We start from the raw sequence: 20495 nt of genomic DNA, 5'->3' as shown, positions 1-20495 counted from the left end.
TTGGGGGTGGGGGCCCCCGGGGGGGGCGCGGCCCCCAAACATTTTGCTCCCCAGCCCACTCGGGCCCCCGGCCCCCCCACCCCGCGGGGGGGGCCCCCCGCCGGGGGGGCGGCGCCCCCCCCCCCCCCCCCCCCCCCCCCCCCCCCCCCCCCCCCCCCCGGCCCCCGCCCGGCGGAGGTTCCAGATGCAGGCCCCGGATACAGGCCCCGGATACAGGCCCCAGGCAGCGAAGCCGGGAGCACACATTCTTCGGACGGTGCCGCACTGAGACCGCCTCACTCGGGGTGGCCGCGCCCCCTGAGGAGGCCTGCCCTCTACAAACGGCCGCGCCCCTGAGACCACCCGCCCACCAGGGTCGCTGTCCTCTGAGAACCACCCGCCCGCCAAGGCCGCCGTACTCTGAAACGACCAGCCACCTTAAACAGCCGCGCTCCCCTTTAAACAGTCGAACCCCCACCCGAAGGCGGGGGTTCGACCAGTTCCTGCGCGAAAGAGTGTGAAGGCTGCCGCGCAGAGGCTCTGAGCTCAGGCCAGGCGGGACTTCAACCCATCCAGCTCGGCGCGGAGCTCGGCGGGCAGGGCCTCACCGAAGTTGGCGTACCACTCCTCAATGCTGGCGGCCTCGACCTCCCATTCCTCCGGACGGAAAGCCAGGGCGGCTTCCAGCTCGGCGGCACTGACGTCCAGGCCGTCGGTGTCCAGCGAGCCCTCGGCCGGCACGAATCCGATCGGGGTCTCCACGGCCTCGGCCTTGCCTTCGATGCGCTCGATGGCCCACTTCAGCACGCGGGAGTTCTCACCGAAACCGGGCCAGGCGAAGCCACCCTCAGGAGTGCGGCGGAACCAGTTGACCAGGAAGATCTTCGGCAGCTTCTCCGGGTTAGCCTTGGCGGACAGGGAGATCCAGTGCTTCAGGTAGTCCCCCGCGTTGTAGCCGATGAACGGGAGCATGGCCATGGGATCGCGACGCACCACACCGACCGCACCAGCGGCCGCGGCCGTGGTCTCGGAGGAGAGCGTGGAACCCATGAAGATGCCGTTGCTCCAGTCGCGGGCTTCGGTGACCAGCGGGATGGTGGTCTTGCGGCGACCGCCGAACAGGATGGCATCCACCTGAACACCCTCGGGAGCGAAGTACTCCGGGGCCAGCATGTCGATCTGGTCGATCGGGGTGCAGAAGCGGGAGTTCGGGTGCGCGGCGGGACGGCCGGACTCAGGGGTCCATTCATTGCCCTGCCAGTCGGTGAGGCGCGCCGGGGTCTCCTCGGTCATGCCCTCCCACCAGACGCCGCCGTCGTCGGTCAGCGCGACATTGGTGAAGATGCTGTTGCCCTTGGCGATGGCGCGCATGGCGTTCGGGTTGGTGCCCCAGCCGGTGCCGGGCGCGACGCCGAAGAGGCCCGCCTCGGGGTTGACGGCGCGCAGCTCGCCATCCTTGCCGAAACGCATCCAGTTGATGTCGTCGCCCAGGGTCTCGACCTTCCAGCCCTTGATGGTGGGGTCCAGGAGGGCGAGGTTGGTCTTGCCACAGGCCGAGGGGAAGGCCGCGGCCACGTGGTAGACCTTGGACTCGGGGCTGGTGAGCTTGAGGATGAGCATGTGCTCGGCGAGCCATCCCTCGTCGCGGGCCATGACGGAGGCGATGCGCAGGGAGAAGCACTTCTTGCCGAGCAGGGCGTTGCCGCCGTAACCGGAGCCGTAGGAGACGATGGAACGCTCCTCAGGGAAGTGCACGATCCACTTGTCCGGGTTGCAGGGCCAGGCGACATCCTCCTGGCCGGGCTCCAACGGGGCGCCCACGGAATGCAGAGCCGGGACGAAGAAGGCGTCCGTGGCGGTCAGGCGTTCCAGCACCTCGGTGCCGATGCGGGCCATGACACGCATGGAGGCGACGACGTAAGCCGAGTCGGTGATCTCGACGCCGAACTTGGGATCCTCCGCGTCAAGGTGACCCATGACGAAGGGGATGACGTACATGGTGCGGCCACGCATCGAGCCTGCGAAGAGGGCGTTGAGCTTCCCCTTCATCTCGGCAGGGGCCATCCAGTTGTTGGTGAAGCCGGCATCGGCCTCCTTCTCGGAGCAGATGAAGGTCTGCTCTTCGACACGCGCGACGTCGGCCGGGTCGGAGAAGGCGGCGAAGGAGTTCGGGAAGGTCTCCGGGTTGAGGCGGACCAGGGTGCCGGCCTCGACCAGTTCATTGGTCAGGCTCGCGTACTCTTCTTCGGAACCGTTCACCCAGTAGATGGAGTCCGGCTGCGTCAGCTCTGCCACTTCCTCCACCCAGGCCAGAAGCTTCTGGTGGGTAGTGGGGGCGTCGGCTGTCAGGCGAGACGTCGTCAGATTTCCCATAGTGAGTCCTTTTCGATGGGGTTCCTGGGCGGGTGTCTCAATGGTAGGTACGGACCACTGAGAGGATTCTCAGCAATATTTGACTCACGAGGCCTCATCGGAGTGTTTTCGCTGGCCATAACGGCCTTCCAACCCTTGTTTTGTGACTAAGGTCACATAGACCGGTCTATGTGCGAGGCGTCACCGTTCGTCGATTTGGACGCTCCCAAAAGTTCGCGTAAAGTTTATTGAGGTTCAAACGGGGTCACCCGGAGGAAACCATGCGCCCATAGCTCAGCTGGATAGAGCGTCTGTCTACGGAACAGAAGGTCAGGGGTTCGAATCCCTTTGGGCGCACAGAGCATCTGGAATAGAGCATCTGCATCTGGAACACAGCCAAGCCCCGGTCCACGGACCGGGGCTTTTTGCTGCCCGCTCGCACCTCACCCGACCCCTCTCCCCAACCCCTCGCTCCCCGGTGTCGCACCGGCCCACCCCGCGGGTGACGCCACTGACGCGGGTGACACCACTGATCAGCGCCGATCGTGGAGCAACGACGTCGGACGATGTCCACCAACTCGCGAAGAATTCTCGGTTTCGCCCCTGCTCCCCGGCAAGCGATGCCGTTGTGCATCACGAGGAGTTTTCGGGTAAGGTTTAGCAAGGTTCAGACGGGGTCACCCGGAGGAAACCATGCGCCCATAGCTCAGCTGGATAGAGCGTCTGTCTACGGAACAGAAGGTCAGGGGTTCGAATCCCTTTGGGCGCACAGAGCATCTGGAATAGAGCATCTGCATCTGGAATACAGAAAGGCCCCGGTCCACGGACCGGGGCCTTTCCTGTCTCCCGAATCAGCCCGTCCGGAAGCCCCGGGCCCTTCACTCCTCCCGGAACGCGCGGGCCAGCGGGATGATCACCAGCACGAGCACCAGCGGCAGGGCGAAGCCGTACCGCAGCGAATCGGCACCCACCAGCCCCGTCAGCACTGAACCCAGCAGGGCACCGAGATAGTTGAACTGGTTGAAACGTGCGATCACCGAATCCACCCGGCTTCGGAGCACCGCGCCATCGACAGTGTCCCCCGTGGTCCGCGAAGCGATGGACCCGGCCGCGGAGAAGGACAAGGGGGCGATGATGCCCGCGCCGAAGCCGAGAACCGCGAAACCGGCCACGGCCACCATGGCCGACGGTGCCAGCACCACCACCGCGAGCGCGGCCGCGGAGAGCAAGGCCGCGGCACGCAGCAGGCGGACCGCTCCGAACCGCCCGACGGCCCAGTCGCCGGCCAGCCGGGCCAGCAAGGAGGCGCACAGATACGGCAGCGTGGCCACTGCGACGTCGCCGACTCCCGTGCCGAAGAGTTCGTGCAGATACGCCGGGCCCCAAGTGGAGGCCGCGGTGTCCACCATGTAGAAGAGCACCAGGACCAGGCCCACCAGAAGAAGCCGACGCCAGGGGATCTCCACGCGCTGGCCCGCCCCCTCGGCGTCCTCTCCCCGATCCCGCCGCAGGAACGGCAGGAACATGAGCAGGACGGCGAGCGCGCCGAAAGGTGCGATCGACACCGCCAGGGACACCTCACCGAACCCGAGCGCCACGAGAGTCGCCGCGATACCGCCGGCAGTCCAGGCGGCATGGAAACCAGGGAGAAGAGTCCGCGAGAGCCGGTGCTCCAATGCCACGCCTTGCATGTTCATGGACGCGTCGACCGTGCCGAGGCCTACCCCATAGATCGCCAGAAAAAGACAGAAGAGTTCCAAGCCCGGGGCCAGCCCCGCTCCCACAGCACCGGCGCCGATGAGCACCAGCCCGAGCGACAGCGCCCTCGCCGAATCGAAGCGTCGCGCCAGCTGCCCGGCGACGACCGATCCGGCGCCGGCGAGGATGACCATGCCGAGGAGCAGCACCGAGAGCATCGCGGCGTCGAGTCCGAATTGCCCCTGGATCTGCGGCAGGTGCGTGGTCATGGTGATGAAAAGAAACCCCTGCATGAAAAAGGCGACGGCCACCGCCACCCTCTGCCGGGCCAGACGGCCTTCCTGCACGACGTCGAGGTGCTGGCTCATGTCCTTCTCCCTGCGGTGCGAATGCCGGTTCTTCAATGACCGAAGACGCGGCGGAGGTGATCGTTGACGAACAGCCCGTCTGGATCGAGGCGTGCGCGGACGCCCTGGAAATCATCCCAGCGCGGGTAGAGACCCGCGAGCCGCTCGGCGGAGAGGCTGTGCCTCTTGCCCCAGTGGGGACGCCCGCCGTAGTCGAGGGCGATGTCCTGAACCGCCGTGAAGAACTCCTGCCAGGGCATGCCCCGGTACATATGAGCGGCGATGTAACAGCTCTCACGGCCGTACGCGGGGCTCAGGAAGGCCTTCTCGTCCCCCGCGACGAAACGGACCTCGAACGGGAAATTCACGTCCAGGCCGCGGGCGCTCACCAGCTTGCGCATCTCACGGAGCGCCGCGACGCCCGCCTCCCGCGGCAAGGCCCATTCGGTCTCCGTGAAGCGCACACTGCGGCGGCTCACCAGGACGTGGTGGCTGAGACCCGTCCGCGTGGTCGGGCCGACCAGATCCGTGGCGAGACGGTTGAGCCGGGGGATGAGCCGCGGCCGGGCGCGACCCAGACGGCAGACCGCGTCGAGCGCGGTGTTCTCCAGCAGTTCCTCCTCCAGATACGCCTTCAATCGGGCCAGACCACCGGGGCGCCTCCCAGCGCCGGGACCGACCGCCCCATGAACGGTATTCGTGCTCTTGCTGATCACGGTTCCGCTGTGCGGGAAGGAGAAGAACTCGAAGTGTTCGTTGCCGTCCACCCGCTCATCCAGACTCGCCAGGACTTCTTCGAGCGGCGCAGGCTCCTGGACGCAGCGCAGGGCGAACGCGGGAACCACCTTCAGCGTGTAGGCGGTCACGACGCCGAGTCCCCCGACCGCGAGCCGTGCGGCCTCCAGCACGCCCTCCCCCGCCTGGGAAGCATGGATCAGCGAGCCGTCCGCAGTGACCAGCTCGACGTCGTCCACGAAGGTCGCGAGGTTCCCCAGCAGGCGCCCCGTGCCGTGAGTCCCGGTGGAGATGGCACCGGCCACGGATTGGCTGTCGATGTCCCCGAGGTTCGCCAGTGCCAGACCGTGTTCCTCGAGGAGCCGGTTGAGTTCGTGCAATCGGGTTCCCGCGGCGACCCGTACCGTCCCGGCATCGGCATCAACGGAGAGGAGTCCGCTCAAAGCGTCGAGAGACAGCAAGGTCCCGGAGGTCAGGACGTTGTCACCGAACGAGTGCCCGGCCCCTGCGACCCGGACCACGCCGCCTTGCCGGGCTGCTTCCTCCACCACCCGCCGGACATCGTCCACCGACGCCGCGTGGGCGAGGCGGGCCGGGGTGCAGGCCTGATCTCCGGCCCAGTTCTTCCACATGGCGTCCATGGTCACGCCGATGTGAGCCAAGACACAAACAGCGGATCAGTGCGGATTCACAACCGACGGGTGCTCAATTCCCCGGATGAGCTCACGTTCGGCGTCGCGCACCGCACGGGCGACCTCGACGAACGCTGTCACGGCCGCATTCTCGACATCCTGCCGCCAGGCCACCGCCACTTCACTGCCCGGGTGGGGTTCCACCGGAACGTAGACGAGGCCGGGGCGGGAGAGGTACCGCGCCGATGCCGCGGCCGTGAGCGCCGTGGCGACACCGCTCGCCACGAGTTCCGTTTCTTCGGTCGGCGAGCTCGTCTCCACGATCCGCGCGGGCCGATCCGGTCCACGGAAGGCCGAGAGTGTCCAGAACGCCCGCCACGCGACGTCGTTCCCTCCGCCGACGGTGAGCGGCTCGTCCAGCAGCTCGGCCGGTGACACGAGGCGGCGCGCCGCCAGAGGGTGGCCGGACGCCAGGCATGCGACCACGGGTTCCACGAACAAGGGGAGGCGTTTCACTCCGGGAAGGGAGAGCGGCGGCCGCAGGATGGCGAGATCGCTGCTGCCGTCCGCGAGTCCGCAGCTCGGGTCGCTCAGAGACGCCTCCTGGAGGTGCAGCTCGATCTCGGGGTGCCTCCTCGCGAACTCTGCCAGGATGGGGCGGGTCAGTTCCAGGGCAGCGCCCACCACGAAACCGAGCCTCAGTGTCTGCTGCGCGGCGCGGCTGGCCTGCCGGACTCTCCGCAGCCCGTCGTCCCACTCCGCGAGGACTGCTCGCGCCACCGCGAGAAACCGCTCGCCGTCTTCGGTGAGCTCCACTCTCCGTGTCGTACGGATGAGCAGTGTCAGACCGAGCTCGCCTTCCAGTTCGCGGATCTGTTTGGAGAGTGCCTGCTGGGCGACGAAAAGCCTGGCCGCCGCGCGGCTGAAGTGCAGTTCCTCAGCCACCGCCACGAAGTAACGCAAGCGCCGCGTGTTCACGTCCATCATCCGCCCATTGTGCGCACCACGCCCCTGATTGACAACGATTCGCTGTCAGTGACGCCCAGGAGGCTGTTTCCCCGCCGAGGTGAGACGTGTCACAGTCGGGGTATGTCTCTGCTCACGGAACCACCGTTCAGCCTGGCGGGTGCGGCCGGTCCGACAGGCGCCGGGCGCTCTGCGGAGAGCCGGTCCTTCACCGCCTCGGGCGGCTTCGCGGCCCTGGAGCGCGCCACCTCCCGCCATGAGGCGCCGCTCGCGGTCCTGAGCCTGCCGGCGCTGCAGCACAACACCGCGGATCTGCTGCGCCGCGCCGCGGGCAAGCCCATCCGGGTGGCCAGCAAGTCGCTGAGATCCCGGGACATGCTGCGCGCCGTCCTCGCCGTACCGGGTTTCCGCGGCATCCTGGCCTATGCCCTCCCCGAGGCCCTCTGGCTGGCCGAGGAGTTCGACGACGTCCTGCTCGCCTACCCGAGCACGGACCGCGCCGCACTCACGGAGCTTGCGGGGTCCGCGAGCGCCAGGGAGCGCGTCACCTTGATGGTGGATTCGCTCGAACACCTCGAATTCCTGCGGGACTTCGCCACGGCCGGAGCGCCTCTCCGGCTCTGCCTGGACCTGGATGCGTCATTGCGTCTGGCATCGGGCCGCGTCCATCTCGGCATGCGCCGCTCCCCCGTCCACTCCCCGGATGAGGCCGAAGCGCTGAGCACCGAGATCGCGAGCAGGCCGTGGTTCCGGCTGGTCGGGGTCATGTCCTACGAAGGCCAGATCGCCGGACTCGGAGACGACACGGGGTCCTGGGCGAACCGGGTGCAGATGCGGGCCTTGCGTTCTTTCTCCGCATTCGAGCTCGCCGGCCGGCGGCAGGACGCCATCGCCGCGGTCCAGGCGGCCCTGGCCCGTGCCGGTGCTCCCGCATTGGAGTTCGTCAACGGCGGCGGCACCGGAAGTTTCGAGACCACAGGGCGGGAGGAGTGCGTCACGGAACTCGCGGCGGGATCCGGCCTCTACGGTCCGGGCCTCTTCGACGGATACCGGTCGTTCCGGCCTCAGCCGGCCGCGTTCTTCGCCCTCCCGGTGGTACGCCGCCCCGCTCCCGGCTTCGTGACAGTGCTGGGCGGAGGCTGGGCGGCCTCCGGTCCAGCCGGACGGGACCGCTTGCCCCTGCCGGTCTGGCCGACCGGACTGCACCTGCTGGACCGGGAAGGCGCGGGCGAAGTCCAGACACCGCTGCAAGGTCCGGCGGCGGACACACTCCGGCCCGGCGACAAGGTCTGGTTCCGGCATGCCAAGGCCGGCGAACTCCTGGAACACGTCACCACTGTGCATATGGTGGACGGCGACGAGCTGGTGGCAACCATCCCCAGCTACCGCGGCGAAGGAAAGGCATTCCTCGGATGAGCACTTTTGACTCTCTCAACCCCGCCGACGGTTCGGTGCTGGCATCCTTCCCGGCGTACGACGACGTCGAGGTGGCCGCCGCCGTCGCGCGCGCCCGGGAGGCCGCACCCTGGTGGGCGGGGCTCGGCTTCGAGGGCCGCAAGGCACGGCTCCTGGCCTTCAAGAGGCGGATCGTGGCGGGCCTGGACGAACTCGCCCGGCTCATGCAGGAGGAGACCGGCAAGCCGGTGGACGACTCACGCCTGGAGGTGATGGCCGCCGTGGAGCACGTGGACTGGGCGGCTCGCAACGCACATCCGGTCCTCCGGAAGACGTCGGTCCGGCCAGGGCTCCTCGGAGCCAATCTGGCCGCGAGTGTGGAGCACGTGCCGCTGGGCGTGGTGGGGGTGATCGGACCGTGGAACTATCCGGTGTTCACCCCGATGGGCTCGATCGCCTACGCTTTGGCCGCGGGCAACAGCGTGGTGTTCAAACCGAGCGAGTACAGCACGGCGGTGGGGCTTTGGATCGTGGACGCCTTCGCCACGGCCGTCCCGGAACTCCCGGTGCTGCAGGCCGTGACGGGCCTCGGGGCCACAGGGTCGGCCCTGTGCCGGGCCGGAGTGAACAAACTGGCTTTCACCGGTTCGACAGCCACCGGCAAGAAGGTCATGGCCGCCTGCGCGGAGACCCTCACCCCTGTGGTGATCGAGGCCGGGGGCAAGGACGCCGCGATCATCGCCGCCGACGCCGATATACGGGCCGCTGCACAGGATGTGGCCTTCGGCGCCTGGGGCAACGCCGGCCAGACGTGCATCGGAATGGAACGCGCCTACGTCGAGGCACCGGTCTTCGAAGCGTTCGTGGCGGAATTGCGCAGAATAGCCGCGGGCGTGACCGTCGGGGCCGGCCCGCAGGATCGCATGGGTCCGCTCACGATGCCCTCGCAGCCCGACACAGTGCTGCGGCACATCCGCGCCGCGCTCGACGACGGTGGGCGCGCCGTCGTCGGCGGCGAGGATTCGGTGAGGCCACCGTTCGTCAGCCCGGTGATCCTGCTGGACGTCCCGGAGGACAGCGCCGCGGTGCGGGAGGAGACGTTCGGCCCCACGCTGACCGTGACACGGGTGGACTCGCTGGAGGAGGCGGTGAGCAAGAGCAACGCCGGGGTCTACGGCTTGGGCAGCGCCGTCTACAGCCGGAACCTGCGCACGGCGGAGACCGTGGCCCGACGACTGCGCGCCGGGATGACCTCGATCAACAGCGTCATGTCCTTCGCACTGGTCCCGGCCCTGCCCTTCGGAGGCACCGGGGATTCCGGCTTCGGACGTATTCACGGGGCGGACGGCCTCCGCGAGTTCACGCGCCCGCACAGCGTGGCCCGGCAGCGTTTCCCGTTGCCGGTCCCGCTCCTGTCCTTCCAGCGGAAACCGTGGCACGTCAAGGCCTTGGCACGCGCGGTGAGGCTGGTTCACGGGAGGCGCTGACAGCTCGGTCACGTGGGGATATGCTATTTGAACTGACCGGTCAGTTCAGCTAATCTGAGAGTGAACTCCCACGAAAGGCCTCCCCATGCTTGACGTCCGTGCACTCCAGGTGAACGGCCGCAGAACCGATCTGCTGCCGCCCACCTCCCTGCGCGTCTCCCCCGGCGAACTCCTTCTGGTGCGCGGCGAGAACCAGGATGATCGCACCGTCCTGGCCCTCACACTCAGCGGCCGCATGAAGCCCTCTTCGGGCCACCTCTCCTGGAACGGCAGCACCCGGCTCCGGACGATCCGCAAGGCATCCGCCCTGGTCGACTCCCCCGGCATCAACGAACCCGAACAGCATCTCTCCGTCTGCGACCTGGTCACCGAAGACCTCGCCATGGTGCCCCGCCGCTATCGCGGCGCCCTGCTCGCCAAACCCTGGCTCAAGCTCAATTCCTTCGAGGACGTCGAGAAACTCTGGGTCGACGAACTCCCCGCGGAGCGACGCATCGACCTTCTGACGCAGCTGGCCCTCGCCGACCCGGGCGTGGACCTCCTGGTCCTGGACTCGCCGGACCGGCACAGCGCCGATCCTGCCGCCTGGCTCGAGCGCTGCGAAGCGCTGGCCTACGACGCCGGACGGCCACTCGCCGTCGTCGCCACGGTCTCCGCCCTGCCGGAAGGCTGGGAGGGTCCCAGCGCTGTGATCGGGAACTCCGCTCCGCTTCCCGCGGAAGACACGGAGAAAGAGGCCGTAGAGAACGAGGCTCCCTCCGATGAGGAGCCGGAGACCCCTGCCGGGGCCGAAGAGGAGGCCGCGGAGGCCGTCATGGAGGATCAGAAGTGACCGTACTGCGCCTGGCCCGCTCCGAGCTGAAGCGGATGACCAGCGGCGTCCTGCCCAAGCTCACCATCGTGGCGCTGTCCTTGGTCCCCCTCCTCTACGGGGCCATCTACCTGTACGCCAACTGGGATCCGTACAACAATCTCAGCGGCATCAAGGCCGCACTCGTGGTCGAAGACACGGGCGCCGCCCCCAGCAAGCCGGACGGCACCAAGGGCGAAGAACTCAACGCGGGCAGCAAGGTGGCCGATTCCCTGCTGGATGCGCACCTCTTCGACTGGCAGCGGGTGTCCACCTCTCAGCAGGCCGACGAAGGCGTGCGGACCGGACAGTACGCCTTCGCCCTGAAGATCCCCGCCGATTTCTCCAAGAACCTCGTCTCGCCGTCCAGCTTCGACTCGGCACACCAGGCGATGCTGAACGTCACCACGAACGACGCCAACAACTACCTGCTGAGCACGATCGTGGACAAGCTCACCACGGCCGTGCACAGCACCGTCGCTCAGGAGGTCGGCCAGCAGACCGCCGACCAGCTCCTGACCGGGTTCGGGGTGATCCACCAGAACATGGTGAAGGCCGCCGACGGCGCCGGAACGCTCTCCAAGGGCCTCACCCAGCTGCAATCAGGAGCCACCCAGCTCCACCAGGGCACGGGAGATCTGACCACCGGAGCCCAGCAGCTCGTGGACGGCCAGGGCAAACTCGTGGCCGGCGCGAACCAGCTCTCCAGTGGTGCGGGCACGCTCTCCAACGGGCTGTCACAGTTGAATCAGGGTGCCTCTCAGCTTCCCGCGAGCACCAAGCAGCTCGCCGACGGCGCCGCTCAGGTGGCTGCCGGGAACGCCCAGCTGAACGCCAAGGTCCAGGGCGCGGTGCAGCAATTGCAAGGTGCCGAGACCAAACTCGACACCGATATCAAGAGCACCGTCGGCAAACTGGTCACCGATGGGGTCATCACGCAGGCGCAGGCCGATAAGGTCCTGGCCGATCTGCAGACCGCCCAGAGCTCGAACCCGGTCACCGACGCCAAGGCGAAGATCTCCGGTGCAGCGGCCGACGTCCAGAAACTCTCCGACGGTTCGGCGGCGGTCGCCGCCGGGGCGAAAAAGCTCTCCGACGCGGCCCCCACCTTGGCCGGAGGCATCAGCCAGGCCAACAACGGCGCGGCGCAGCTCGCTCAGGGTGCCAAGACCCTGGCCGCCGGCGAGCAGGATGCCTACAACGGCGCCAGTCAGCTCTCCGCCGGTGCGAGCAAGCTCAACACCGGAGCCGCGCAGCTCCAGGATGGTTCCAAGACCGCGTCCTCGGGCGCCAAGGAGCTCGCAAGCAAGCTGGCCGAAGGCTCGGGACAGATCCCGAATCCGAACGAGAACCAGCGGGACAACGTCTCCAAGGTGATGTCCGATCCGGTCTCCGTGAACAACGTCTCGCAGGCCAAGGCCACCACCTACGGCGCAGGCCTGGCCCCGTTCTTCCTGAGCCTGTCCCTGTGGATCGGCGCGTTCATGCTGGTCCAGGCGATGCGCCCGCTCACCCAGCGCGCACTGGCCTCCAACGCCCCGTCCTGGAAGATCGGCATCGCCGGCTGGTTGCCCTTCTTCGTGGTCTCCGCGGTGCAGACCGCCCTGCTCTGGGCTGTGGTCACGCTGGGACTGAAACTGGAATCCGCCAACCCGGCACTGACCTTCGTGTTCCTGCTCTTCGCCGCGATGGCCTTCACCGCACTGATCCAGGGCATCTGCGCCCTGCTGGGCACCCCCGGCAAGTTCGTGGTGCTGATCCTGCTGGTGCTGCAGCTGGTCTCCTCGGGTGGCACCTTCCCGTGGCAGACCACGCCGGAACCCTTCCACGTGGTCCACGACATCCTGCCGCTCGGCTACGTGGTGACGGGCATGCGCCACCTGATCTACGGCGGCGACCTGTCCATGGTGGCTCCGATCATGCTCGGCCTGGTGGGATACGCGGTGCTCGGCATGGGGATGTCCATCCTGGCAGTGCACAAGCACAAGCTCTGGACCCTCAAGAGCTTCAAGCCGGAGATCTCGGTATGAGTGCCGCCCCGGCCCCCGCAGCCACGCCGGGCGGGCCCGCCCCGGAGGAATCCACGCTGCGCGACGACGGCGCCCCCCGCCGTCGTCCGCAGCGCACCGAAGCCTCCCGGCAGAAGATCTTCGAGGCATCGATGCGGCTGATCGGCGAACGCGGAGCATCAGAGGTGACCGTGGACGAGATCGCCGCTGAGGCCGGGGTGTCCAAGGGCACCGTGTACTACAACTTCGGCAGCAAGTCCGAGCTGATCGCCCAGCTGCTGCGCCATGGCGTGGACATCATGCTGGCCCGCTTCGCCGCCTTGCCACCGGAGGAGGACCCGGTGCTGGCCATGGAGGCCGTGGTGACGGAAGCCATCGCCTTCCTGGACGGCTACCCCTCCTTCGGCCAGCTCTGGATGAACGAGAACTGGAAAGCGGAGAACGAGTGGCGGGATCTCATGCAGGAGCTGAGGACCGAGCTGCTCGACGTCATCGCCCGGGCCCTGGACCGGATCTCCCGGCACTATGCCGTCAACCAGGAGGTGTCCCGTTCCGGGCTGGAGGCCGCGATCTTCGGAGCCTGCTTCATCGTGGGCCTGGACCGGAAGAACTTCCACCCCGAGAGGTCGCAAAGTGCCAGCGTCGAGGCCATCATGACCTTCGTGAAGGGCTACCTGGCCCGGTGACGATTCTCCGCCCCGAGGCCGACGCCCCGATCCTCACAGCTCTGGGAGAATTAGGCACATGAGGCTGCTCACCACCCGGATCATGCTCGGTGCCCTGGTGGCCTGCGCCCTGCTTCTGGTCCAGGCCGCACTCGCCCCGGAGGCACTGGGCTTCGCCCTGTTGCTGATCTGCGCCGCCGTCGCACTGGTCTGCGCCATCGCTTCGGTGGCGATCCTGCGCCGCAACAAGACCCTGCTCGCGGCAGGGGTGTTCAGCGTTCTCGCGACCACCCTGATCGTGGCGTTCATCCGCGTCTGGGGCCTGGGAAGCGGCACCGGCTACAACGTCATGCACACCTCGGGCTTCGGAGCGCGCAGCGACAATCTGCTCTTCGCCGGGCTGCTGTGTGCAGGTGTGGCCCTGCTGATCCTGCTCCTCGGCAGCATCTGGCCCACCGCGAAACCCGGGCCACGCTCCGGTGCCCGCCGGCCTGTCAGGCGCGGGGCACCGCGAAAGCCGTCAGGCTCGCGTCCTGTCCATCAAGCTCGGCCCAGGGCTTCGAGGTCTCGAGCACACTGATGCCACTGGTCCGGTAACGTTCAGCCATCTCCAGGTAGGCGTCCTGATCCGAATCACGATCGGCGAGCAGCAGCGCGAGGTCCTGCACGCCGGGCAAGTGGCTGATGATCATCAGGCTGGTCACCGTCTCCGGCACATGATTGACGACGGCGAGCATCCGCCGCGCCATGGAGGCGTACAGCCCCGATTCGAGCTTGGGCGTCGGGGCCTTCTCCCCCAGTTCCTCGCAGACCCAGGTGCAGCTCTGCCGGGTGCGGAGCGCCGTGGAACAGAGGATGAAGTCGGGAACGTTGCCGGTCTCACGGAGCCAGGCGCCAGCGGCCGCGGCGTCCCGATGGCCGCGCGGTTCCAGGGGACGGTCATGATCGTCGACGCCGAGAGGCCAGTCGGCCTTGGAGTGCCGCATGATGATCAGGCGCTTCACATGGTGCTGGCTCATGGGAAAACACTATCCCTGCGAGGCCGGTGGGGTCCTCGAGGCCGGCGGCATCCTACGGCGCACTCCGGATGCCACCGGCACCCCGTGCGGGCCCCCTCCTTCTCACAGAATCGAAATGTCAGATGGAGTACTCCGGCGCCGCCCAGACGACGACCTCGGGGTGCTCGTAGAAACGGTAACCCTGACCGCGGACCGTCCGGACCGTGTTGGCCAGGCGGCCAAGCTTGGAGCGGAGACGCCGGATGTGGACGTCGATGGTCCGCTCGTTGGGAACCTCTTCGGCGTTGCGCCACAGGTTCTCCAGGAGCTCCTCACGGTCCACGGTGCGCGTACCGTTCTCCACGAGGTAGTTCAGGAGTTCGAACTCCTTGAACGTCAGATTCAGGGTGTCGCCGTCCAGATGGACTTCGCGACGGGCCAGGTCGATCAGAACGCCGCTGGGGCGCTGGTCGGGAACCAGTGCCGGGCGCGGCGTCTCCACACGCTGGCGGTTGGCCACGGTCGGGTCACCGAAGGTGCTGCGTACGACGTCGAGGGCGGTGCCCGGCGCACTCGCGGGGGCGACGGCGACGGCGGCGTAGCTCTCCGCACCCTGGACGAGGGACTGGGCATAGGCCCGGATCTCCTGAGCGAGCTTGGCGATCGACTGGCCGGACGCCGCGGCAGTCTCCTCATCGATACCGACATAGAGCACGAAGCCACGGGCGACGGTCGGAGTGCCGGCCGGGCGGGCGGCCGTTCCGGTGGCGCCGCGGGTCACGAGCGGGGTCGGAGCGGTGGGCGGGTTACCGTCCTGCGGGACGGGGTTCTGAGGCACCGCGCGCAGCTGACCATAGGGGCTCGGCTGGGCGTATCCGGCAGCCGGGGCCTGTCCCGGGGCCACGGTGGCGTTGTACTGGCCGTTGTATCCAGCAGGGTATTGCTGGGGCACAGCCCCGCGGTTGGCGAATTCCGGGCGGACGGCAGGCGCCTTGTTGGCGTTCCGCAGGGAGATGTGGACGTATCCGGATGCAACTGACATGGGTTCAAACCTCTGAAGTGAATTTGCCGACATCGCGGCTCGAATGTTGATTGAGTCCCCGCAATGAGTAACGAGATGTGCCCTTCGTTGGGCGGGGAGGACGGTTGCCTGAACTGAGGGATGGGGTTCAGGCGCACATTCGACAACAGCGAACCATCGGTCCAGCGGGTGCGCTGGAGAAGGTTACTGCGGCTGCAGGTGCTGTTGAGTTGGTATTCACGTATTCGAGTGTGCAACGTAACAAACCCAACTTGCAAGTAACAAAGACTCCAGGCGTCCACATCGTGAGACAAATCCGTCCATTGTGATCAAATTCACGATTCTGAGAAGTGGATTCGAAGCATCCGTTTCACTTACTTCGGCGCGAGAAGCAGAGCATGTCTCAAATTTTTTGATCAGAAAATATCATTCAAGCGAATATTATTCATCATTACGCAACTTCTTCCCGCATACCCCGATGACCGGATCCTGGACACTCCGGCTTCGAGTCGCCTCAGAACGACCCATCTTTGCCGGCACTCCCGTTACCTAAATGTGACATTGATCGGACGGGCCCGTAGACTGTTCTGCGGGGCAGAGCTGTTTCCTTTACCTGTCAGACGCCACGGCGCATCCGAGCTCCCCCTCCGGAACCACGAAGGGGTTGAGCATGACCGCGAGCCGTCAACGGCCTACCAAGAGTGCCGCTGCCCGAAAGCGCAGCCGCCGATCGATCCTGGGCCAGCTGCCCGGCCTCCTGCCCCGCAGCCGGGGCGGCCGCGCCGCCGTCGTCGCTTCCACCCTCACGGTCGCCCTCGCAGCGGGCCTGGCCACGCAGGCGTCGGTCGCCGCTCAAGGCACCGCTCCCGCAGCACTTCCGGCGCAGCAGCAGACCCTCCCCGAGGTCAAGGTGGGGGCCACCCAGTTCCACAAGGTCAGCAGCACCAGCACCGGACAGAAGCTCGATTTCTCCGTCCTCAGCACGCTGTCCACGCAGAGCGCCACCGCCGGAGCCGAAGCCATCAAGTCCGCTCGTGAAGCGGCCCAGCAGGCCACCGCACTGCGCGAGGCCGCTGACGCCATCAAGGCCGAGGCTGCACCTCCCACCCAGGTGGACGATCCGTCCGGCGCCCAGTCCTTCGCCTCGACCCAATTGGGCAAGTTCGGCTGGGAACCGGGCGAGATGCAGTGCCTGGTGACGCTCTGGACTCGCGAGTCGGACTGGAAGACCACGGCCCAGAACTCCAGCTCCGGCGCCTATGGAATCGTTCAGGCGCTTCCGGGGACCAAGATGGCCAGTGTCGGCGACGACTGGCAGACGAACTACAAGACCCAGATCAAATGGGGCTTGAAATACATCCAGGATCGCTACGGCTCCCCTTGTGGCGCACTCGCGTTCCACTACGCCAACAACTGGTACTGAGCCGGAAGACGACGCATTGAGGCCCCCGACGGAAGCGAATCCGCCGGGGGCCTCTCGCGTCACCGACGAATTCGGCGCGTCACTGACGACACTCAGGGCACCAGAAGTTGCACTCCGCGCGTCCCCTCGGACGGGACCAGCAGCCCGGACAGGCTGCCAGGCTGTGTGTTCGAACCGTTCTGCTGGCCGTAGCCGCCGTTCTGCCCGCCATTGCCCCGGTTCTGTCCGGGCCCCTGGAACTGTCCAGGACCCTGACGGTACTGGCCCTGATGGGCGTGCCCTCCACCGGTGGCCCGGCCCAGGACGAAACCGCCGGCACCGCCGGCCAGGACAAGGACCACGGCGGCACCCGCGATGATGAACCCTTTACCCACACTCGGAATGCCGGACCAGCCTCCGCTCCTCACGGGCGTCCCCTGACGGTACGGGGTCGCCTGAGCCTGGAATCCGCGTTCCTGCGGTGACGGCGAGGCGTACGGGCCAGCCGGCACCGCGCCCGGAGGAGCAGCCGGGGTGGGACCCGACGCCGACGGCGGAGCCTGGGCCGCGCCTGCTGCGTACCCGCCGGCCGCCTGCTGATAGCCCTGGAGGGGTTCGGTCGGAGAGTCGGTGGGGACGGGGCCCTGCTGGCCGGATCCCGCCGGATTCTCGGGTGCCTGTCCTTCATGAGGCTGCTGTGTGTTCATGGTCTTTCCTCCGGGTTCAGTGCTGTCGATTCTCAGTGTCCGACCCACCGCTATGTCCGCGCTGTGCAGGTGCAGGGAATCCGAAGCGGCCCGCCGCCGTCGGCCCTCACAGCGTTCGCACAGAGAACGCCTAGGCAGAAACGAACGGAAGGGTACAGAGTGGATACATGTCGTTGCCACCATCACTCCAGTCCCTGCCCCGCCTGAGCCGGCCGGACGGCTCGCCTATCCGCGCCCTGGTCCTGGACGACGAGCCCATGCTCCGCGAGCTCGTCGCCATGGGCCTGAAGCTGAGCGGCTGGGAGGTGGAATACGCCGAGGACGGGCCGTCAGCGGTCCGCGTTGCCCGCGAGTTCCAGCCGGATGTCCTGGTCCTGGACATCATGGTCCCCGTCTTCGACGGCGTCGAAGCCTTACAGAAGATCCGCACCTTCATGCCGGATGTCCCAGCCCTCTTCCTCACCGCCAAAGACAGCGTGGAGAACCGGATCGAGGGCCTGGTGTCCGGTGGCGACGACTACGTCACCAAGCCGTTCAGTCTCGAGGAACTGACACTCCGCCTCCACCGTCTGGTCCAGCGCTCCGGCGCCACCGCCAAGGGCTCCTCCGAGCTGGTGGTGGGCGATCTGGTGCTGAACGCGGACTCCCGCGAAGTCCACCGGGCCGGCGAGGAGATCCAGCTCACCGCCACACAGTTCGACCTGTTGCAGTACCTCATGGAGAATCCTCGTCGCGTGCTGTCCAAGAACCAGATCCTCGACAACGTCTGGCACTACGACTTCGGCGGACAGGCCAACATCGTGGAGCTCTACATCTCCTACCTGCGCAAGAAGATCGACGTTGGCCGGGCACCCATGATCCACACGGTCCGCGGCGTCGGGTACGTCATCCGACCTGGTGCGGAATGACCACTCACCACACCCCATCGCCTCCGGGCAAGCGCCGCTGGACCAAACCCAAGTCCTGGCCGCTGCGCACCAAGCTGGTCCTGGTCACCATGGCCCTGCTCACCGTGATCGCCGCCGTGCTCGGCTCGGTCCTGTACGCGACCATGGACGGCGTCCTCAGTAACGACGTCGACGGGCAGCTCCGGCAGGCGAGCCATCGGGCCGCCGCCGGTCTGGGCGGGCCCGGCGGGCCGACCGACCCCCTGGATGTCAGAGGACAGGCTGCGGGAACGATCAACGTACGGCTGCAGGGAAGCACCCTCCTGGTCCAGGGCATGATCAATCCCGACGGGAAACGGGTCTCACTGAACACGAGCGACGTCACCAAGCTCGCGCTGCTCGCCACCACACCCGAGATGTACGGTCCGGGTGCGGCTCCCGTCACCCGAGAGCTCAGCGTCGGCGACTACCGCCTGCTTGCGACGGGGACTCCCGACGGCGATGTGATCGTCACCGGACTCCCCCTCACCGGCAAGAACACGGCCCTCGGCGCCCTCGTGCTGAGCACGGTCCTCGTCGCCGGTTCCGCGCTGGTGGTGTGCGCCGTCGTCGGCACCTGGCTGATCCGTCGCACGCTGCGCCCGCTCGCCCAGCTGAGCGCCGTCGCAGGCCACGTCGCAGAGTCGCGGCTCGACGTCGGCGAGGTGGCCCTGGGCGTCCGCGTACCTGAGAGCGCCACGGATCCTGACACGGAAGTGGGCAGCGTGGGCCACGCCTTCAACCGGATGCTGGACAACGTCTCCGGCGCGCTCGCCGTGCGGCATGCCTCCGAGATGAAAGCCCGGCAGTTCGTGGCGGACGCCTCGCACGAGCTCCGCACACCGCTGACGGCCATCCGCGGCTACAGCGAGATGATCTCCCTCACCGAGAACCTCAGCGACCAGGGCAAGGAGTCATTGTCCCGTGTGCAGAGCCAGTCCCTGCGGATGAACACCCTGGTGGAGGACCTGCTGACACTCGCCCGGCTGGACGAGGGCCAGGACCTTCAAGGCCGACCCGTCGACTTGGTGCAGCTGGCCGTCGAAGAGGTTATGGAGAAACGGGCCCAGGATTCGGGCCATGACTGGCGACTGTCCGTCCCTGCGGGGACCCTCAACGCGTGGGCGGACCCGGCCCGGCTGCGGCAAGTGCTGGTGAATCTGCTGACGAACGCGCAGAAGCACACACCGGAGGGCACCAAAGTGGAGGTCGGGGTCTTCAGCAACGACGCCGGCCGGCCGGTCATCACCGTGACCGACGACGGCCCGGGCATTCCGGAGGAGCTTCAGCCCGAGGTGTTCTCACGGTTCACGCGGGCCGACAAGGCCCGGACCGGTGGTTCCACGGGGCTGGGACTATCGATCGTTCAGGCGATCGTTCAGGCGCATGACGGACGGGTCAGCGTCGAATCCGAGCCGGGCCGGACCCGGTTCACGGTGGAGTTGCAGGCGGCCGAAGCGCCTTCCTCCTCCGCCTCCAGCGCCCCCGCCTGACGCGAGAAGCCAGTTGAGCACAGTGTTCGACGTGAACACTGTGCTCAACTGGCTTCTCGCGAGCAGGGAAGAGTTTCCCGGAGCTCAGGCTTCCAGGACGCTGGCCACTCCGTAGAGGCGGTCGCCGGCGTCGCCGAGGCCCGGGACGATGTAGGCCTTCTCGTTCAGACGCTCATCGATCGACGCCAGCACGACGGTCACGTCCGTCTCAGAGAGTTCCTCTTCGAGCTTGGCCAGACCCTCCGGGGCGGCCAGGAGGCAGATGCAGGTGACCTCGTCCGCACCGCGGCGGAAGAGGAACTTGATGGCCTCGCGCAGCGTGCCGCCGGTGGCGAGCATCGGGTCCAGGACGAAGACCTGGCGACCGGTGAGGTCCTCGGGCAGACGCTCGGCGTAGGTGATGATGTCCAGAGTGTGCTCGTCGCGGGCCATGCCCAGGAAGCCGACCTCGGCGGTCGGGACGAGCTTGGTCATGCCTTCCAGCATGCCGAGACCGGCGCGAAGGATCGGAACCACGAGCGGCGTCGGCTTGGTGAACGCGGTGCCCACCGTGGTGGCGACCGGCGTCTCGATGGTGACGGGCTGCGTGCGAACCTCGCGGGTCGCCTCGTACGCCAGCAGCGTGACGAGTTCTTCGGTCAGCTGGCGGAAGACGGGCGACGGCGTCGTCTTGTCCCGCAGCACGGTGAGCTTATGGGCGACGAGCGGATGGTCCACGACGATGGTGCGCATAGGGTCAAATTTACAGGACGCCGAGCGTTCGCCTTCCCTCGCGAACCGCCAGTAGATGCCCTTGTCCGCGCTCCGTGGGTGCGTCTACTGGCGGTCCGCGA

Annotated in this window: 17 protein-coding genes and 2 tRNA genes; 11 read left to right on the top strand and 8 right to left on the bottom strand. The window is 67.3% G+C overall.

The window, feature by feature from the left end; all coding sequences use genetic code 11:
• Positions 1–525: 525 nt before the first annotated feature.
• Positions 526–2352, bottom strand: coding sequence for a phosphoenolpyruvate carboxykinase (GTP) (locus tag ACIPXZ_RS14970; protein ID WP_400595693.1), 1827 nt, complete (start codon positions 2350–2352; stop codon positions 526–528).
• 262 nt (positions 2353–2614) lie between these two features.
• Between ACIPXZ_RS14970 and ACIPXZ_RS14965 the strand changes: the two genes are divergently transcribed.
• A tRNA-Arg gene (locus tag ACIPXZ_RS14965) sits at positions 2615–2688 on the top strand.
• 338 nt (positions 2689–3026) lie between these two features.
• Positions 3027–3100: transfer RNA gene (locus tag ACIPXZ_RS14960), tRNA-Arg, on the top strand.
• A gap of 109 nt (positions 3101–3209) precedes the next feature.
• Here the strand turns inward: ACIPXZ_RS14960 and ACIPXZ_RS14955 are convergent.
• From ACIPXZ_RS14955 to ACIPXZ_RS14945, 3 genes are read right to left on the bottom strand one after another with little or no spacing between them, the layout of a single operon-like run.
• A complete protein-coding gene (locus tag ACIPXZ_RS14955) occupies positions 3210–4433 on the bottom strand; it encodes an MFS transporter (protein WP_400595691.1) in 1224 nt (407 codons plus the stop codon).
• Positions 4430–5743: a D-arabinono-1,4-lactone oxidase gene (locus ACIPXZ_RS14950; RefSeq protein WP_400595689.1), complete on the bottom strand. Its 1314-nt coding sequence runs from the start codon at positions 5741–5743 to the stop codon at positions 4430–4432. The genes ACIPXZ_RS14955 and ACIPXZ_RS14950 overlap by 4 nt, the downstream gene beginning before the upstream one ends.
• A gap of 45 nt (positions 5744–5788) precedes the next feature.
• Positions 5789–6730, bottom strand: coding sequence for a LysR substrate-binding domain-containing protein (locus tag ACIPXZ_RS14945; protein WP_400595687.1), 942 nt, complete (start codon positions 6728–6730; stop codon positions 5789–5791).
• 102 nt (positions 6731–6832) lie between these two features.
• On the opposite strand from ACIPXZ_RS14945, the gene ACIPXZ_RS14940 reads away from it, so the two are divergent.
• The 6 genes from ACIPXZ_RS14940 to ACIPXZ_RS14915 all read left to right on the top strand — a co-directional run bounded on the left by ACIPXZ_RS14940 (position 6833) and on the right by ACIPXZ_RS14915 (position 13695).
• On the top strand, positions 6833–8125 hold the full coding sequence (locus ACIPXZ_RS14940) for an amino acid deaminase/aldolase (protein WP_400595685.1): 1293 nt from the start codon (positions 6833–6835) through the stop codon (positions 8123–8125).
• Positions 8122–9591 carry an aldehyde dehydrogenase family protein gene (locus tag ACIPXZ_RS14935; RefSeq protein ID WP_400595683.1) on the top strand — a complete coding sequence of 490 codons (1470 nt, stop codon included), beginning with the start codon at positions 8122–8124 and terminating at the stop codon, positions 9589–9591. Before ACIPXZ_RS14940 ends, ACIPXZ_RS14935 begins: the two co-directional genes overlap by 4 nt.
• A gap of 85 nt (positions 9592–9676) precedes the next feature.
• Entirely contained in the window at positions 9677–10423 is a 747-nt protein-coding gene (locus tag ACIPXZ_RS14930; protein ID WP_400595681.1) for an ABC transporter ATP-binding protein, read from the top strand.
• Entirely contained in the window at positions 10420–12471 is a 2052-nt protein-coding gene (locus tag ACIPXZ_RS14925) for a YhgE/Pip family protein (RefSeq protein ID WP_400595679.1), read from the top strand. The genes ACIPXZ_RS14930 and ACIPXZ_RS14925 overlap by 4 nt, the downstream gene beginning before the upstream one ends.
• Entirely contained in the window at positions 12468–13136 is a 669-nt protein-coding gene (locus ACIPXZ_RS14920) for a TetR/AcrR family transcriptional regulator (protein WP_400595677.1), read from the top strand. The genes ACIPXZ_RS14925 and ACIPXZ_RS14920 overlap by 4 nt, the downstream gene beginning before the upstream one ends.
• Before the next feature lie 58 nt (positions 13137–13194).
• Positions 13195–13695 carry a hypothetical protein gene (locus tag ACIPXZ_RS14915; RefSeq protein ID WP_400595675.1) on the top strand — a complete coding sequence of 167 codons (501 nt, stop codon included), beginning with the start codon at positions 13195–13197 and terminating at the stop codon, positions 13693–13695.
• On the opposite strand, the gene ACIPXZ_RS14910 is transcribed toward ACIPXZ_RS14915, so the two are convergent.
• Together ACIPXZ_RS14910 and ACIPXZ_RS14905 are read right to left on the bottom strand one after the other, a co-directional pair.
• Positions 13610–14134 (bottom strand): SixA phosphatase family protein, encoded by a 525-nt coding sequence (locus tag ACIPXZ_RS14910; RefSeq protein WP_400595673.1) that lies wholly within the window; start codon positions 14132–14134, stop codon positions 13610–13612. The genes ACIPXZ_RS14915 and ACIPXZ_RS14910 overlap by 86 nt on opposite strands.
• A 118-nt stretch (positions 14135–14252) precedes the next feature.
• Positions 14253–15155: a winged helix-turn-helix domain-containing protein gene (locus ACIPXZ_RS14905; protein ID WP_400595671.1), complete on the bottom strand. Its 903-nt coding sequence runs from the start codon at positions 15153–15155 to the stop codon at positions 14253–14255.
• 649 nt (positions 15156–15804) lie between these two features.
• On the opposite strand from ACIPXZ_RS14905, the gene ACIPXZ_RS14900 reads away from it, so the two are divergent.
• The gene (locus ACIPXZ_RS14900) at positions 15805–16557 is read left to right on the top strand and encodes a hypothetical protein (RefSeq protein ID WP_400595669.1); all 753 of its coding nucleotides are present in this window, start codon (positions 15805–15807) and stop codon (positions 16555–16557) included.
• A 92-nt stretch (positions 16558–16649) separates the two neighbouring features.
• On the opposite strand, the gene ACIPXZ_RS14895 is transcribed toward ACIPXZ_RS14900, so the two are convergent.
• Complete coding sequence (locus tag ACIPXZ_RS14895) at positions 16650–17243, bottom strand: hypothetical protein (RefSeq protein WP_400595667.1); 594 nt, start codon at positions 17241–17243, stop codon at positions 16650–16652.
• A 167-nt stretch (positions 17244–17410) separates the two neighbouring features.
• Between ACIPXZ_RS14895 and ACIPXZ_RS14890 the strand changes: the two genes are divergently transcribed.
• On the top strand, positions 17411–18151 hold the full coding sequence (locus tag ACIPXZ_RS14890; protein ID WP_400595665.1) for a response regulator transcription factor: 741 nt from the start codon (positions 17411–17413) through the stop codon (positions 18149–18151).
• Complete coding sequence (locus ACIPXZ_RS14885) at positions 18148–19662, top strand: sensor histidine kinase (RefSeq protein ID WP_400595663.1); 1515 nt, start codon at positions 18148–18150, stop codon at positions 19660–19662. Before ACIPXZ_RS14890 ends, ACIPXZ_RS14885 begins: the two co-directional genes overlap by 4 nt.
• Before the next feature lie 84 nt (positions 19663–19746).
• Here the strand turns inward: ACIPXZ_RS14885 and upp are convergent, their stop codons facing one another.
• Complete coding sequence (gene upp / locus ACIPXZ_RS14880) at positions 19747–20394, bottom strand: uracil phosphoribosyltransferase (RefSeq protein ID WP_400595661.1); 648 nt, start codon at positions 20392–20394, stop codon at positions 19747–19749.
• Between the last annotated feature and the right edge of the window lie 101 nt (positions 20395–20495).

The organism is Arthrobacter sp. NPDC090010 (assembly GCF_044748305.1).
GTDB lineage: Bacteria > Actinomycetota > Actinomycetes > Actinomycetales > Micrococcaceae > Arthrobacter_E.
The sequence above is the reverse complement of the archived record's forward strand: the minus strand, read 5'-3'. Positions and strand labels throughout refer to the sequence as shown.

Coding starts and splice junctions, on each gene's coding strand:
- ACIPXZ_RS14970 (WP_400595693.1), bottom strand. CDS start 2,352: ATGGGAAATCTGACGACGTCTCGCCTGACAGCCGACGCCCCCACTACC.
- ACIPXZ_RS14950 (WP_400595689.1), bottom strand. CDS start 5,743: ATGTGGAAGAACTGGGCCGGAGATCAGGCCTGCACCCCGGCCCGCCTC.
- ACIPXZ_RS14945 (WP_400595687.1), bottom strand. CDS start 6,730: ATGATGGACGTGAACACGCGGCGCTTGCGTTACTTCGTGGCGGTGGCT.
- ACIPXZ_RS14940 (WP_400595685.1), top strand. CDS start 6,833: ATGTCTCTGCTCACGGAACCACCGTTCAGCCTGGCGGGTGCGGCCGGT.
- ACIPXZ_RS14935 (WP_400595683.1), top strand. CDS start 8,122: ATGAGCACTTTTGACTCTCTCAACCCCGCCGACGGTTCGGTGCTGGCA.
- ACIPXZ_RS14930 (WP_400595681.1), top strand. CDS start 9,677: ATGCTTGACGTCCGTGCACTCCAGGTGAACGGCCGCAGAACCGATCTG.
- ACIPXZ_RS14920 (WP_400595677.1), top strand. CDS start 12,468: ATGAGTGCCGCCCCGGCCCCCGCAGCCACGCCGGGCGGGCCCGCCCCG.
- ACIPXZ_RS14915 (WP_400595675.1), top strand. CDS start 13,195: ATGAGGCTGCTCACCACCCGGATCATGCTCGGTGCCCTGGTGGCCTGC.
- ACIPXZ_RS14910 (WP_400595673.1), bottom strand. CDS start 14,134: ATGAGCCAGCACCATGTGAAGCGCCTGATCATCATGCGGCACTCCAAG.
- ACIPXZ_RS14905 (WP_400595671.1), bottom strand. CDS start 15,155: ATGTCAGTTGCATCCGGATACGTCCACATCTCCCTGCGGAACGCCAAC.
- ACIPXZ_RS14900 (WP_400595669.1), top strand. CDS start 15,805: ATGACCGCGAGCCGTCAACGGCCTACCAAGAGTGCCGCTGCCCGAAAG.
- ACIPXZ_RS14895 (WP_400595667.1), bottom strand. CDS start 17,243: ATGAACACACAGCAGCCTCATGAAGGACAGGCACCCGAGAATCCGGCG.
- ACIPXZ_RS14890 (WP_400595665.1), top strand. CDS start 17,411: ATGTCGTTGCCACCATCACTCCAGTCCCTGCCCCGCCTGAGCCGGCCG.
- ACIPXZ_RS14885 (WP_400595663.1), top strand. CDS start 18,148: ATGACCACTCACCACACCCCATCGCCTCCGGGCAAGCGCCGCTGGACC.
- upp (WP_400595661.1), bottom strand. CDS start 20,394: ATGCGCACCATCGTCGTGGACCATCCGCTCGTCGCCCATAAGCTCACC.